This is a genomic window from Bradyrhizobium sp. WSM1743 (assembly GCF_000473065.1).
GTDB lineage: Bacteria > Pseudomonadota > Alphaproteobacteria > Rhizobiales > Xanthobacteraceae > Bradyrhizobium.
In genome coordinates, this window is record NZ_AXAZ01000004.1 from 213,305 (window position 1) to 228,161 (window position 14,857).

Genomic DNA, 14,857 nt, shown 5'->3' on the forward strand with positions numbered 1-14,857 from the left:
CCTTTCAGAGTTCTGCGACCTGCATGGGGCGAGCGACGGGAAGAGGCGCCGTCTTGCGGCGGCGCCGCGCGAATGCCTCGGCGTAATAGGTCTCGAGCTGCCGAGCGCGATGGTCTGGGGTGTGATCGGCGAGAACCCGCCGCCGCGCGTTGTGAGCGATGGTGCGCCGTTGCTCTTCCGGCATGTCGCGCAGGATCGCGATGACCTCGCGTGGGCTGGATGCCAGCAGGATTTCGCGCGACGGCGCGAAGATCGTCTCGATCCCGGGCCATCGGTCCGAGATCACCGGCGTGCCGCAGGCGGCGGCCTCGAACAACCGGACGCTCGGTGAGAAGCCCAACGCTTTCATGTCTGCGCGGGTGGCATTCAGGGAGTAGCGTTGGGCGGCGTAGAACGTCGGATGCTGTTTTGGCGGGAGGTGCTCGATCCGGACGACGTTGGCGGGCCAGGCGATATGTTCGGGATACTGCGCGCCGGCGACGACGAATTGTTCCGACGGCAGCGTGCGCGCCGGTGCAAGCAGCAACTCGTCGAGAACCGGCTGCCGGTCCTCGCTGTAGGTCCCGAGATAGCCGAGAGCCCATTTCGGCTGCGCCCGCTTCGGTGCGTAGACCTCCGCGTCCGCGCTGCAATAAAGGACACGCGCGAGCGGACTGCCGTAGCTCTGCTCGATCATGCCGGGCACCGGTCCGCCGGTGAAGGACAGATAAAGATCGAAGCGCGGGATCATCGCGGCCGAAAGATAATTGAGGCCCTGCTCGAGCCTCGCCAGCGTGACCGGCGTGTCGATGTCGTAGAATGCCGTGACTCCCCTCGCATGGGTCGTCGTCCATTCGGCAATCGCGATGCCGTCAGGAACGTAGGAGCCGATGATCACCAGATCGGCACCGCGGATCAGCTTGCCGAACCGGCGCGGAATGTCTTTCAACGATTGGTATAGCTCGACAGTCCAGGCAGGGGGCTTGGTCAGGTCGCGGTGATCCCGATACCAGGGCACGTCCCGCTCCAGGAACGTGACGCGGTGTCCTCGTCGCGCCAGGGCTTCGATCAGGGCGCGGTAGGTCGTGGCGTGACCGTTGCCCCAGGACGAAGTGACCGAAAGTCCGATGACGACGATGGAGAGATTCATTCTGCTGCCTCGATTCGCGAGCTGCTGGCGACGAAGAGATCGTTGAACTGGCACGCGCGCTGCCGGTAAGTGTGCTGACTGAGGATGCGCGCGCGGGCGCGGCGGGCGATCGACCGGGCCCGCTCTGGATTGAGCGCTGCGAGGTGCTCTGCGACCTCGGCTCCCTCAGCGGCGACCAGCACCTCGCGGCCGGATTCGAGAAAATGATCGATGCCGGCCCATTCATCGGTGATCAGGCAGGCGCCGGCGCCGATCGCTTCGAACACCCGCGTTGGCGGGGAGAAACCGTAGCGCGCCATGCTGTCGCGATTGACGTTCAGCGTGGCGAGAGCGGAGCCGAAGAACGCGTTGTGATCGGCGGTGCCGACATGACCGACCTTGCGCAGATTGGCGGAGGTGTCCTTGTCGTCCCAGCCGGAGCCGCCGAGCACGAAGGATTTTTCGGGCAGGTGGCGTGCGACGTCCAGGAAGAAGTGATCGACGCGCGTCTCGCGATCAGGTAGGCGGTTCGCCAGCAGGCTGAGATCGCAGGCGAAGCGCGGATTGGGCGGCGCCGGAAAATGCGTGGCCGGATCGAGCGCATTGTAGATCGGCACGCAGTCCCGCGCGCCCATCGATCGGTAGGCCGATACGACGCCGTCGCCGCCGCCATAGGTCAGGACCATATCGTAGGACGGGATGGCGCGACGCAGGTGATGCTGCGGATCGCTTTCCATCGCTTCGAGTGTCGCGGGAGCATCGACGTCCCAATAGATCCGCATCAGCCGCGATGGCAGCGCAGCAACGGCGTTCTCCAGCTCCTGGTCAAAGACGCCGACGCCGCTGGCCTTGACCAGCATGTCAGCCGATTGCGCGGCGGCGCCGAGCGAGCGGCGCCAGCCGTCCGGGGTCGCGGGATAGACGATCACTTTGGCCCAGTTGGGATCGTCGATGTCGCGATGCGCCTGGCGCGCGAAGGCGTCTGGCTCGTAGAAGGTGATGTCGTGGCCAAGCGCCGCGATCTCCTTCAGCATACCGCGGTAATAGGTGGCGGCGCCGTTCCAGTAGGACGAGACGAGGCTGGATCCGAAGAAGCAGATCTTCATGCAACGGCTCCGATGTGGTGCTGAGGCTGTGGCGGGCGGCTTGAACCCCTGAGGCCCGACACGATGTCGACGAGCTGCTCGGCGCGGTGACGGCAGGTATGACGATCCCGGATGGCTTTCAGGCCGGTCGCCACCATCGCGGAGGACAACTCGGGATCATCGATAACGGCACGAAGCGCACGCTTCATCTGCGCGCCATCGGCAACGCTGAGATAGGCGTCCTCCGGGAACAGCCCTTCCGTATCCGACCAAGGCGCCGAGACCAGGGGAATGCCGCACGCCAGCGCTTCGAACACGCGGATGGTCGGAATGCCCGGAAGCAGGGCTACGTAAGGCCCGCGCGGCACGTGGATTGTTGCGCGCGCGCCGGCGAAGACGACGGGGGCCCAGTGCGCCGGCAGCCAGCCGCCATAGCGGATACCTGCGCTCCTGATGGTGCGGAGAGCATCGTCCGAATAGCGCACGCCATGGACGCTCGCTTGGAGCTTCAGCTCCGCCACGGGTGCGACCAGAAACGCGTTCAGTTCGGCGCTGCGCTCGCCATCGCCCCAATTGCCGATCCAGACCAGATCTTCGGAACGCTCAACCTGCGGCAGCGGATGATACAGTGCGACATCGGCCGCCTCGTGCCAGGTGAAGACGCGGTCAGCCCAGCCGAGCTTCAGGTAGATCTGCCGAAGCACCTCGCCGAAGGCGAGCACGCCGTCGAACCCGTCGAGATCGAATTGCGCAAGCTCCTCGGGTGCGCTGACGGCGCGGTGATGGGTGTCGTGGAACAGCAGGGTGAAGGGCGCACCTTGCATCCGCCTGCGTCCGATCTGCGCGATGAGATCGGGCGAATTCCATTCATGCACGATAACGAGATCGGCACCGTCCAGCGCCCGCTCGAGATCGAGCCTGGCATCGTAGCGGCGGATGTCGATGCCGGAAAAGAGGGCGGGAATATCCTCCATCGCATGACTGCCGCCCTCGCGGATGGCGTTCAGCCGGCTCCAGCCGTCAATGGGTTCGAACACGACGACCTCGTGCCCGAGCGCATGCAGCTCGCGCGCATAGCCACGCAGGAAATGCGCGTTGCCGTTGTTCCAGCACGAGGTGAACGCATGATAGAACAGGACGCATTTCATGCGCGCACCTCGATCTGGCTGACCGTCGCGATCGTCGGAGTCGATGCGATTAGGTCCTGGTAGAGGCCAAGATAAGCGCTCGTCATGCGCGCCAGCGAATAGGTCAGGGATTGCTCATAGCCGACGCGCTGCAGCCGTGCTCGACCCGTATCGTCAGCACAAAGCTCTGCGAGAGTCCGATGCAGCGCATCGCTGTCGGCTGGATCGAAGAACAATGCGGCCCCGCGCCACAACTCGCGGAACGTCGGGATGTCGGAGAGAACAAGAGCGCAGCCCGCGGCAGCGGCTTCCAGCACCGAGAGGCCGAATGGTTCGTAGAAGGCGGGGCTGACGAAGATCGCCGCGCGCTGCAAGCGTGCGTCCATCGCTTCGTGCGGCAGCTCTCCGAGCCAGGTGACACCCGTCGACCGACGTGCGTCGATAGGACCGGCCACCTCGACCGGCCAATCCAGTCCGGGTGCGGCGGCGGCGAGAGTTTCGATGTTCTTGGCGCGGTCCCACAGCCGCCCGGCCGCGAAGATCAAATCCCGCTTCCGTCCAGAGGGTTCGCGAGGCGCAATGCCGTTCCAGATCACCGCGCCGCGCGATCGGGGCTGGTAGATCGTCGTCATGACGTCGTAAAAGGCCCGGCTCGGACACACCCAGGCCTGCGTCATGTCGAGGGCCGCGGCGACCCGCTCGGTATAGCGGCGCCATCGGGGCTCACCGAGCCAGGCGGTATCGCGGCAGGCCAGTGCCCAGGAATTCACGCAGGAATGCGCCACCAGCACCGTCGGGGCATGCCAGGCAAAGGTCGCTTCGCGAAAGCTGTTCAGATGCACGATATCAGGCATCAACCTGGCTTCGAGATTGGCGAGCATGCGCCTTGCGTCGGAGACGTTCCGCCCTTCCGCGTCCTGCCATTCGAGGGCGAGATCCGTTTCGATCAAGTGCACCCGGGTATCGCGCAGCATCTGGCGCTGATCGATCCGCGCCCGCGGGCCCAGCGTCACGAGCGTGATGTCGGCGCCGGACGCAGCGAGGCTGGATGCGAGGGCGCAGGAATAGGTCCATACGCCGCCAACCGTGTCGGTCGTCATCATGATCCTGATGTCCGCGCCAGGGCTCATGAGGCCACCTGGAGTTCGAGAGTGTCGAGCGGGACCGGGCGATCGTTCTGCACGTCGCTGAACTGGTCGAACATCGCGAGATAGTGCCGGTGCGCACGCTCCCAGGCGACATCATCGGGCTCGCCCCAGAGCTTCCGATAGTCGGGCGAACCGGGATAGGGATAGAGCGGCACCGGATCGTTGGCCCAGACGCCGGCACCCTGCATGGTGCGGCGCCAGCGCTGCACGACGGGATCGTCGTCCTCGGGCACCTCGATCAGATTGGCCTGCACGAAGGGGACGTGGCGACGGGCTTCGACCAGCCGGTCGGCGAGCTGATCCGTGGTCATCTTGCAGTTCTTGGCGAGTGCTGCGCGCCCTTCGACGGTCAGGCTCTCGATGCCGGCTTCGATCGAGACGCAGCCGGCGCGTCCGAGCAGGGCGAGCATGTCGGGCTTCCAAAGGTCGATACGCGTCTGCACGCCGAACTTCAGCCCGCGGGTCGTCAACCCCACCAGCAGCTCGCGATTGGGAAGAAAGATCTCGTCGATGAAGTAGACGTATTCGATACCCTGGTCGCGCAGATGATCGATCTCGTCGAGAATGAGCGCTGGCGGCCGCTTGCGGTAGGCGTTGCGGAAGTTCTCCTTGGCGCAGAACGTGCAATTGTAGGGGCAGCCGCGGGAGGCCTCGACCTCGGCGCCCGTTGCCGTCGGCTCGGCCTCGAAGCGGTGATGGTGGTGATGGTGGCGCCGGATCATCTCGTCCGGCCAATCGAGCGCGGGCTGGTCGCTGAACGCGACCGCCTGTGGACCGCCATTGACCCGGAGCGAAGCGCCGTCTGCAAAGCACAGGCCCGGAAAGTCCCGTTCGCCGTTGCCGAGACGCAGCAGGGACGCCTCGCACTCGCCCATCACGACGATGTCGACGCCGAGCTTCCTTAAGGCGGTCTTTGGCGTAGTCGAGCCATGCGGACCCACCGCGATCAGCGTCGCAGCAAGGTCGCGCACCGCCAGTGCGAGCTGCTGCGGCACGCGAAGCTCCGGCGGCGCGCAGCGCCAGAACAGATATGTCGGCGCAGTCGTGAAGACGATCTGGTCGGGACCGAAGGCGCGCAGCTCGGCCTCGATCTCGTGGAGCGAGAGATCGAACATGTGCGCATCGAGCAGCAGCGTCTTGTGGCCGGCCGCCTTCAGATAGTGCTCGGAGATGCCGAGCTCGAGTGGAAGGTGAGGGGAGCGGCAGCCGAAATAGATGCTTCCGGCAAAATCCCAGTTCGGATTGATGAGAGCGATCCGCGTCATGCCAAGGCCTCGCGGTTTCCGGGTGATCCGAAGCGGCTGTCGAGCCAGGAGAGGAGCGAGCGCAGGCCGTCGGCGAGGGACATTTGCGGCGTCCAGCCGAGCGCGGTGGCGAGCGCCCGGGTGTCGGTCACGTACCAGGGCTGATCTCCCGGTCGCCAATCGGCAAAGCTGTAGGCGACATTGCGGCCCGTCAGCTCGGTGATGCGGTCGATCAGCTCGAGCAGGCTGACCGCATTGGCCGGACCGCCGCCGAGATTGAAGACGCGCCCGCGGGCCAGCGCGATGTGGTCGAGCGCCGCGAGCCAGGCGCTCACCGCGTCCGACACGTGCAGCGCATCACGGACCTGCTTGCCATTGCCGTAGATCGTCAGCGGGTTGCCGCGGATGGCGCTGAGCACGAAATGTGCGATCCAGCCCTGATCCTCGGTGCCGAATTGCCGCGGCCCGTAGATGCAGCTCATCCGCATCACCACGGTCTGCAGCCCGAACACCCGGGCATAATCGTGGACATATTGATCGGCGGTGCCCTTGGAGCATCCATAGGGGCTGTAGAAATCCAGCGGCGCGTTCTCCGAGACGCCGGCGGCGAGCATGTCGCTCACTGGCGTGTAGCGGCGGCCGGTGAGCGCAATCTCGCTGTCCTCGATCAGGCGCCCGTAGACCTTATTGGTCGAGGCGAAGATCACCGGCGCCGAGCCGTTGTGCAGGCGGACGGCTTCGAGCACGTTCAGCGTGCCGCGCGCGTTGATCTCGAAATCGGCCGAGGGATCGCTGACGCTGTCGGTGACCGCGACCTGAGCTGCGAGGTGCAGCACGGCGCGCGCCTCGCGCACGGCGTCGATCACCGGAATTGGGTCGCGGATATCAGCCACCGTGATTGTGACGCGGTCGCCATGCCGGGATTTCAGCCATTGCGCGTTCTCGCGCACGCCGGCGCGAGCGAGATTGTCCAGCACCAGCACGCGGTCGCCGCGCTCGGCGAGGCAGTCGGCGAGATTGCAGCCGATGAAGCCGCAGCCGCCGGTGACCAGGACGTATCTGTTGTCTCGTTCGCTCATCACGCGACCAGCCCTCGTTGCAGCAGCTCACGGGTCGCCCGCTCCGCCTGATCGTCGGCGATCTGGTCGGCGAGGTACTCGGCGAGCTCTTCAAGTCCGTCCTTGAACGCGACATGCGGCGCGAAGCCGAGCAGGTCGCGTGACTTGCCGATATCGGCAAAGCAGTGCCGGATGTCGCCGGCGCGGTATTTCCGCGTGATCTCGGGCGCTATCTCGCACCGTCCCATCACCTGGGCCAGATCCTCGGCGACCGACAGGATCGTGCGGCTCTGACCCGAGCCGACGTTGAAGACGTCCTGGCTGTGGTCGGCTTCGAGCGCCATGCGGCAGGCGCGGGCGACGTCGTGCACATGAACGAAGTCGCGCCGCTGCTGGCCGTCTTCGAAGACGAGCGGCGGCCGGCCGTTGAGCAGCCGTGCGGCGAAGATGGCCAGCACGCCGGTATAGGGATTGGACAGGGCCTGGCGCGGACCGAACACGTTGAAGAAGCGCAAGGCGACGATCGGAATGCCATAGGCCTTGCCCGTGATCAGGCACATGCGCTCCTGCGCGTACTTGTTCAGCGCGTAGATCGAGCTCAGCGACGGCTGCTTCGTTTCAGGGGTGGGCACGGGATCGAGGGGATGGCCAGCGGTATCCCGCAGCTCCCACTCCCCCTTGCGAAGCTGCTCGATCGGCCGTTCGTCGGACGCGACGACGCTCCCGCCGCCGTCACGATAGAGGCCCTCGCCGTAGATGCTCATCGAGGATGCCACCACCAGCCGTGCGACCGGGCGCTTGGCCAGCGCCTGCAGCAGAACCGCGGTGCCGAGCTCGTTCGTCCTGACATAGGGCTCGATGTCGTACATGCTCTGGCCGACGCCGACGGCGGAGGCGAGATGCAGGACCATGTCGGCGCCGCGCAAGGCCTGTTCGACGGCGACAGTATCCGTGATGTCGCCGACCACGAGCTCCGCGTCGTCGGCGAGATAGGCTGGCCGCTGACGGTCGCCGCCGTGGACCTGCGGAGAGAGATTGTCGAGAAGGCGGACGTCGTAACCGGCCGCAAGCAGCACGTCGGCCGTGTGCGAGCCGATGAATCCCGCGCCTCCAGTAATCAATACTCGCGTCATTCACCGCTCCGTGCCGCATGGGACCGATCCGTTCGGGATCAGTCGATGATGAGAGTTGAAGCGCGCTTTGCTTGGTCGGGCGACCTGCGCGCCAGTCACGTCTGGGAGTTAGAAGCGATGCAAGGAATGTTCGTTCCTGCGAGACCTACAAACGAAAATTTCTCTAACCTGGATTAATAACCCAGGTGAATCGCGGCTAGAAATGCGCGCCATGAGGTGGCGCGGGCAGATCGAGATGTCTTGCTACGGTCGCACCGATATCGCCAAACCCGGCGCGTCTGCCAACCGGAGACATGGATTGCGCGGTCCATGCCAGGATCGGGACCTGCTCGCGCGTGTGATCGGTGCCCCTCCAGGTCGGATCGCAGCCATGATCGGCGGTGATGATCAGGAGATCGTCGCTTTCCAGCCGGTTCAGCAGTTCGGGAAGACGGGCGTCGAAGGCCTCGAGCGCCGCTGCGTAGCCGGCCACGTCGCGACGGTGACCGTAGAGCGTGTCGAAATCGATGAAGTTCGCGAACAGCAGCCCGCCCTGTGCAAGGCTTGCCAGCCCATCCAGCGTGGCATTGAAGAGTGCCGCATTGCCGTCGCCGCGCAGGTTTTTCCCGGTGCCGCGATGGGCGAAAATGTCGTCGATCTTGCCGATCGTCACGATGTCGCGGCCGGAAATGTCCGCAAGGTCGAGGATGGTTCGGTCAGGCGGCGGAACGGAGAAATCTCGCCGGTGCGAGGTGCGCTTGAAATCATGCGCGCTCGATCCGACGAACGGACGCGCAATGACGCGGCCGATGTTCAGGGGATCGACCAGCCGCCTCGCAACCGTGCAGACCTCGTAGAGCCGCTCGAGCCCGAACGTCTCTTCGTGTGCCGCGATCTGGAATACGCTGTCGGCCGAGGTGTAGCAGATCGGCTCGCCGCTGCGCATGTGGCGCTCGCCGAATTCGGAGATGATGTCGGTGCCGGAGGCGTGGCAGTTCCCGAGGATGCCGGGCAGTCCGGCTTGTTCGCACAGCTTCTCCACGAGATCGCGCGGGAAGCAGGGCTGGATCTTCGGAAAATAGCCCCACTCGAACGCGACAGGCACGCCGGCGATCTCCCAATGTCCCGACGGCGTGTCTTTGCCCCTGGATATCTCACTGGCGCATCCATAGCGCGCATGTTGAACCCGCCCGTCGAGCCCGGGCGGGACGCGCCCGGTGGCGAGGCGGCAGGCCTCGCCCAGGCCTAGCCCCACGAGATTGGGAAGCTGCAGTGGGCCCTCCCGCTGCGGACTATTGGCATGGCCGGCCATGCACGCGTCCGCGATGTGGCCGACCGTATCGGCGCCTTCGTCACCGTAATTGATAGCATCGGGCGCCGCGCCGATACCGACCGAATCCATCACCAGGATCAGGGCACGCATGTCGGCTCCCTGAGCGGCGGAGTGGCGCCGATGGAGGCGGCGAGACCGGTCTTGGTGCAATAGCGGTCGACCATCTGCGCGCAGAAATCGGCGAACTCGTTCACGTCCTGCGGCGGGCTGGTGTGATGAGGCTCAAGGCCGCGGTGCTCCGGCGTGAAGCAGAAGGTCACGGTGACCGCGAACTCGGCCAGCGCGTCCATCTGGCGGTCGAACCAGTCGAGCGCATTGGGACGGAAGCTGTCGGCCCATGACAGGCCGGTCCGCAAGTGCCTCACGCCGAAGCGGCGCATCCAGCGCACGGCGTCACCAAGTCGATGATCCTCAAAGTGAAACCACTGGCATAGGCCCATGTCAGACGCATATTGGCCGAACAGCTCCGCTGCGGCTTTCGGTGTTCCATCCTCGCGCAGCAGGCCCATGTGGAAGTGCCGGTAATAGGAGGAACCCTCCGCCTCCTTGTGCCGGGTGGTCGCCTCCCACGCCGACGGGAGATCGTAGAGGCTGTACCAGTGGATGCGCGGCGCGCGGCCGATCAAAAGCTCTGCGGTGCGCGACAGGCCCCAGGCCTGCACCTCCTCGGCGCCGAACGAGGAGACGCCGACCTCGGTCACCCAGACCGGGAGCGAGGTAACAGCCTTGATCTCCTCGATCTTGGCCGGCCATTCCCCGATCTGCCACAAATTCCAGTCGAGTGGAAAGCCGTGCACGGCGACCGCGTCGACGTGATCGAGCACTCCGCGCGCCTGCATGTTGCGCATGAAGGACGGGTCGATCGGCGAGAGGCCGCCGAGCACGCGCGGCAATGTCGGATGCGCACTGCGGATGGCCTTGCCGGCGGCGAGTGCGAGATTTGCGAACATCGCCCAGTCCGGATCGATCAGGAGGTCCCAATGCGACTTGTTGTTGGGCTCGTTCCAGATCTTGGCAGCTTCGATCATCGATCCGTCTCCCGTGACGGATAGACCGGGCCATCGGCCTGCGGCCGCGTCGTGCGTCGGCACAGATAGACCTCGTCCTCCGGATGGGCCGCGATGGCAAAGCCCGCGCTGCGCAGCATGGCCTCGACGCAGGCGCGATTGGGCACCCACCAATTGGTGGGGTCATCGGCATATTTGTGCTCAATGAAGTGCAGCTTCGGGTAGCCCGACGAATCGAACTGGTCGGTGGTCCAGAAGTCGTAGTTCTTCTCGATCGCATCGACGCGGCTGTCACCGCGCTGCATCGACTGGAACAGCAGGAGATCGCCGGCGACGTGCTCATGGATCAGGTCCAGCGCGAGCAGCGGGTGCCGCAGATGGTAGAGCACGCCCATGAAGATCACGAGGTCGAACTTCTCACGGAGCTGCCCGACATCATAGGCCGACATCTTGCGGAACTCGATCCTGAGTCCGTTCACCTCGGCCGCGAAGCGGGCCTGAGCCAGGTACTCTTCGTCGGTGTCGAGGCCAAGCACGCGTTCGGCGCCGCGCCGCTTCATTTCCATGGCGTAGAACCCGGCATTGCAACCGATATCGAGCACGGTCTTGCCTTCGAGCCGATCTGGGATGATGCCGGAGAAGCGTTGCCACTTCACATTGGGATAGTCGCCGAGAAAGTGCGCCGGCGCGGTCGGCACGCCCTTGAGGTCGAGATTGTGAAACCATGGCCCCAGCGCGTCGACGCGCTGGCGGATTTCCTCACGGGAGAGGGCGCCCCTGGTCATGCAATCGCTCCGTTGTTCGCTGTGACCGGGCGGACGCCGTCCGACGACGCGCGGGCTCGCAACCTCGATCGGCCCTCGGCGGTCTCGGCGAGCAGAGCCATCGCCGTGCGATAGCCGTCGATGGTGCCGACATCGACGTAGGATTCTCCGGCCTTGACGCCGACGCCGCGGCCACCGGCCGAAAGATAGGCGTTGACCAGCGTCCCGAAATATTCGTCGCGGCGTTCGCGCGCGTGCCACAGCGACTGGAGCTCGCGGAAGCCGCGCGCCGACATCTTGAAGGCGCCCCAGATCCAGCGCGAGCTTGCATTCGGCTGCTTGACCTGGATCTCCGTCACATGATCGCCGTCGAGCACGACCGCATCGAAGAATTCGGGGTGCTCGACCGGGAACAGCAGGAACGAGAGGTCTGTATCGGGCAGGGATTGCAGGGCCGCCTTGGGGAACCAAACGGTGTCGGGCAGGCCGACGACGACATCCTCGTGCTGCCCGACGACCGTGCTAGCCCTGAACACGGCGTCGCACAGCCCCGCGGCATCGGGTTGCACGACATAGGCGAGCTCGGCGCTGCCGTAATGGTCACCGAAATATTCGAGGATATCGGATTTGCCCGGCGAGATCACGAAACAGATCTTGTCGGCGCCGCCGAGGATGAGGCGCTCCAGCAGATATTCCGAGACAGCGCAGGGGCGGTCCGTACCGTCGTCACGCCGGCTGCCGACCGGCAGTAATTCCTTGGAGAAGGCGAGCGGCTGGATACGGCTGCCGCGGCCCGCGGCCGGAACGATGCCCCACATGGTCAGGCCTCCTCGTGTTGTTGCCGGCTTACGCGGCTCGATGTCGTTTGCTCGAGCAGCACGACCAATTCGCGCGCGCGCTTGTCAGATGTGTGCTGGTTCATGGTGCGTTCATAGGCGCGCTGCGCCATGCCTTGGAGTTCGGCATCCGTCATCGCGAGCGCGGCGAGCGCGTCATGCTCGTCGCGTGCGATCAGGATCTCCTCTCCGGGCACGAAGAAATCCGCTATTCCCGGCCAGTCATCGCTCAGCAGCGGCGCGCCGCAGGCTGCGGCCTCGAACAGCCGTCCGGACGGGCACCAGCCCATCTCCGCCATGGCCCGGCGCGTGACATTGAGCGTCAGCCGCGACGAGGCAAAGAACGGTGCGTGCTCGGGCGGTGGCAGGTGCCGCACGAAATAGATGTTTGGCGACCATGGAAAGGTCTCGGGATACTGCGCTCCGCCGATCAGGAAGCGGAGATCCCAGCGCGCCCGCGCGGGCGTGACGAAAAGCGTCTCGAGCGTGCGCTGGCGGTCTTCGGAATAGGTGCCGAGATAGGACAAATCGGCGCGATAATGCGGCTGGGGCGCGACCGGGCGATGGATGTCGGTGTCGACATGACCATAGAGCGGCCGGGTTTCGCGGGCACCCAGCCTGTCGCGGAATTCATCCGCGACGCGAGGTCCGCCGGTAAAGCTGAGCACCAGCTCGAAATCCCGCAGGCCGCGCGGGCCGAGATAAGGAACGGCTTCGCCGGCCAGGAGCCTTGCCAGCGTGATCGGAGTATCGAGGTCGTAGAACACGGGAACAGCGCGATCTTCGGAGAGGATCAGATCGGTCGCCGCAATCGCATCGGGGCAGTAGGAGGTCACAATCGCGACGTCGGCGCTGCGGACGTCGGCGCTTGCAGTCTGCCGCACATCGTCCCAGCTCGAGAACAGCCGGAGCTCGCCGCCAGGCAGTTCGTAGAGATCCCGGGCACCGGCATAGTAGGGAACGTCGCGCTCGAAGAAGACCACGCTATGTCCCGACCGCGCGAGATGCTTGCAGAGGCCGCGCCACAAGGTGGCGTGACCGTTGCCCCAAGAGGAGGAGATTGTCAGGCCGAAGATGACGATCTTCACGCCGGCACCCGCTGGTTGATCCCGGTGATCTCCAGGCCGCGGCTGTCGGCGCGGAGTGTGCTGATGCTGGCAGGATCGATCTCGATCGAGAGAAACTCGTCGAGCGGCATCCGTGAATAGTGCAGGAGCGCGGCGCGGATCGGCTCGGCGTGGCTCACGGCGACGACGATGTCGAGATCGCGATCGCTGCGCAGTTGCTCCAGATGAGCAACGATGCGATCTTGAAGCGACCGCATGCTCTCGCCCCCGGGCGGTCGGCTCGTGCCGCGTCGCTCATTCCAGCGCGACCAGCGTGGATCCGGCACCAGATCATCGAACGATCGTCCGGTCCATTCGCCATAGTCGATCTCGTCGAGGGCGGGGGCTATCTCGACCGGCAGTCTGAAATGCGCGGCGAGGATGCAGGCCGACTGCATGCACCGGCGCTGCGGGCTGGATTGAATGAGCGTTGGTCGAGGCGAAAGGGTCCCGGCACAGCAAGCCATGTCCTTACAGCCGAGATCGTCGAGCTCGACTCCCGTCATCCGCCCGCACAGAACGCGGCCGAGCAAGGCATGATGACCGTGCCGAACGAGATGGATGATCTTGGCCATCACGCATACGCCTTGTCGTCGATGAAGGCGCGTGTCCGCCGTCCGGCCTCCTCGTCGGTGAACTGCTGCGGTGGCGATTTCATGAAATAGCTCGAAGGGCCGGTCAGCGCGCCGGCCTGGCCGCGGTCCATGGCGAGCTTGGCGCAGCGCACCGCATCGATCACGACGCCGGCCGAGTTCGGGGAGTCCCAGACCTCGAGCTTGACCTCGGCGCTCAGGGGAACGCCGCCGAACGTCGTTCCCTCCAGGCGGATGAAGGCGAGCTTGCGGTCGGTGAGCCACGGCACGTGGTCGCTCGGCCCGACATGGATGTTGTCGGGGTCCATGGGCACGTCGAACTGGCTGGTCACGGCCTGGGTCTTGGAGATCTTCTTCGAGGTCAGCCGCTCCCGTTCCAGCATGTTCTTGAAATCGGTATTGCCGCCGATATTGAGCTGATAGGTGCGATCGAGCCGCACGCCGCGGTCACGGAAGAGATTGGCGAGCACGCGATGCAGGATGGTGGCGCCGACCTGGCTCTTGATGTCGTCGCCGACGATCGGCAGGCCGGCTTCCTCGAAGCGGCGCCGCCACTCCGGGTTGGAGGCGATGAAGACAGGAATGCAATTGACGTAGCCGCAGCCCGCTTCGATGGCACGCGCCGCATACCACTCGCTGGCGCGCTGCGAGCCGACCGGAAGATAGGACACCAGGACGTCGGTGCGGGACATCGCCAGGACTTCGGACACGTCGGCCTCCGGCACGTCCGCAATCGGAACGTCGTCCGTCAGGTAGTGCCCGATGCCGTCCATGACCGGTCCGCGCTGCACGATCACCCCGGTGGGCGCGACGTCCGAGAAGCGGTGCGTGTTGTTGGGCGACGCGAAGATAGCATCGGCGACATCGCGGCCGACCTTGCTGGCGTTGACGTCAAAGGCCGACGCGATCTGAATGTCGCTGATATGGTAGCCGCCGAGGTCGGCGTTCATCAGTCCCGGGACCGGCTCGTTCGATTTGGCGTTCCGGTAGTAGGAGAGGCCCTGGACGAAGGAGCTCGCGCAATTGCCGACGCCGACGAGGCCGACGCGCACGCGGCGCCTATCTTGAAGACGGGAATGCATGGAATGAAGCCCTCCGGGAAACAAGCGGCGTCGGTAAGTACGTCGGCGAACGTGCGGAAGGTATGTTCGTTCCTAGGAGGGCATGCGAGCGTCGCGTCGCGAGCGATTTCAAGCGGTCAAAATGCGACGAGCTTAACTTGGGATAAAATCCCGGGCCGCCTCTAGGGAACGAAGAGCTTTCATGATGAAGATGAAGAAGATGATGCTCGCGTCGCGAGGCTGCTTCGCATCTGAGCGAAAGAACAAATCGCTTC

General features: G+C 65.0%; 14 protein-coding genes. All 14 read right to left on the minus strand.

Going from position 1 to position 14,857, the window contains the following annotated elements:
• Window positions 1–4 precede the first annotated feature (4 nt).
• The 14 genes from YU9_RS0106000 to YU9_RS0106065 all read right to left on the minus strand — a co-directional run bounded on the left by YU9_RS0106000 (window position 5) and on the right by YU9_RS0106065 (window position 14,603).
• Entirely contained in the window at window positions 5–1,129 is a 1,125-nt protein-coding gene (locus YU9_RS0106000; RefSeq protein ID WP_027571970.1) for a glycosyltransferase, read from the minus strand.
• The gene (locus YU9_RS0106005; protein ID WP_027571971.1) at window positions 1,126–2,214 is read right to left on the minus strand and encodes a glycosyltransferase; all 1,089 of its coding nucleotides are present in this window, start codon (window positions 2,212–2,214) and stop codon (window positions 1,126–1,128) included. Before YU9_RS0106005 ends, YU9_RS0106000 begins: the two co-directional genes overlap by 4 nt.
• Window positions 2,211–3,341 (minus strand): glycosyltransferase, encoded by a 1,131-nt coding sequence (locus YU9_RS0106010; RefSeq protein ID WP_027571972.1) that lies wholly within the window; start codon window positions 3,339–3,341, stop codon window positions 2,211–2,213. The genes YU9_RS0106005 and YU9_RS0106010 overlap by 4 nt, the downstream gene beginning before the upstream one ends.
• Window positions 3,338–4,450, minus strand: a complete 1,113-nt coding sequence (locus YU9_RS0106015; protein ID WP_027571973.1) for a glycosyltransferase family 4 protein — start codon at window positions 4,448–4,450, stop codon at window positions 3,338–3,340. Before YU9_RS0106015 ends, YU9_RS0106010 begins: the two co-directional genes overlap by 4 nt.
• Complete coding sequence (locus YU9_RS0106020; protein ID WP_027571974.1) at window positions 4,447–5,733, minus strand: TIGR04295 family B12-binding domain-containing radical SAM protein; 1,287 nt, start codon at window positions 5,731–5,733, stop codon at window positions 4,447–4,449. Before YU9_RS0106020 ends, YU9_RS0106015 begins: the two co-directional genes overlap by 4 nt.
• The gene (locus YU9_RS0106025) at window positions 5,730–6,791 is read right to left on the minus strand and encodes an NAD-dependent epimerase/dehydratase family protein (protein ID WP_027571975.1); all 1,062 of its coding nucleotides are present in this window, start codon (window positions 6,789–6,791) and stop codon (window positions 5,730–5,732) included. The genes YU9_RS0106020 and YU9_RS0106025 overlap by 4 nt, the downstream gene beginning before the upstream one ends.
• Window positions 6,791–7,903: an NAD-dependent epimerase/dehydratase family protein gene (locus tag YU9_RS0106030; RefSeq protein WP_027571976.1), complete on the minus strand. Its 1,113-nt coding sequence runs from the start codon at window positions 7,901–7,903 to the stop codon at window positions 6,791–6,793. The genes YU9_RS0106025 and YU9_RS0106030 overlap by 1 nt, the downstream gene beginning before the upstream one ends.
• Before the next feature lie 196 nt (window positions 7,904–8,099).
• The gene (locus YU9_RS0106035; RefSeq protein ID WP_027571977.1) at window positions 8,100–9,305 is read right to left on the minus strand and encodes a phosphopentomutase; all 1,206 of its coding nucleotides are present in this window, start codon (window positions 9,303–9,305) and stop codon (window positions 8,100–8,102) included.
• The gene (locus YU9_RS0106040; RefSeq protein ID WP_027571978.1) at window positions 9,293–10,243 is read right to left on the minus strand and encodes a beta-xylosidase; all 951 of its coding nucleotides are present in this window, start codon (window positions 10,241–10,243) and stop codon (window positions 9,293–9,295) included. Before YU9_RS0106040 ends, YU9_RS0106035 begins: the two co-directional genes overlap by 13 nt.
• A complete protein-coding gene (locus YU9_RS0106045) occupies window positions 10,240–11,007 on the minus strand; it encodes a TIGR04290 family methyltransferase (RefSeq protein WP_027571979.1) in 768 nt (255 codons plus the stop codon). Before YU9_RS0106045 ends, YU9_RS0106040 begins: the two co-directional genes overlap by 4 nt.
• Complete coding sequence (locus YU9_RS0106050; RefSeq protein WP_027571980.1) at window positions 11,004–11,804, minus strand: nucleotidyltransferase family protein; 801 nt, start codon at window positions 11,802–11,804, stop codon at window positions 11,004–11,006. The genes YU9_RS0106045 and YU9_RS0106050 overlap by 4 nt, the downstream gene beginning before the upstream one ends.
• A gap of 2 nt (window positions 11,805–11,806) precedes the next feature.
• Window positions 11,807–12,910, minus strand: coding sequence for a glycosyltransferase (locus YU9_RS0106055; protein WP_027571981.1), 1,104 nt, complete (start codon window positions 12,908–12,910; stop codon window positions 11,807–11,809).
• Window positions 12,907–13,503 carry a histidine phosphatase family protein gene (locus YU9_RS0106060; RefSeq protein ID WP_027571982.1) on the minus strand — a complete coding sequence of 199 codons (597 nt, stop codon included), beginning with the start codon at window positions 13,501–13,503 and terminating at the stop codon, window positions 12,907–12,909. Before YU9_RS0106060 ends, YU9_RS0106055 begins: the two co-directional genes overlap by 4 nt.
• A complete protein-coding gene (locus YU9_RS0106065; RefSeq protein ID WP_027571983.1) occupies window positions 13,503–14,603 on the minus strand; it encodes an inositol-3-phosphate synthase in 1,101 nt (366 codons plus the stop codon). Before YU9_RS0106065 ends, YU9_RS0106060 begins: the two co-directional genes overlap by 1 nt.
• Window positions 14,604–14,857: the final 254 nt, after the last annotated feature.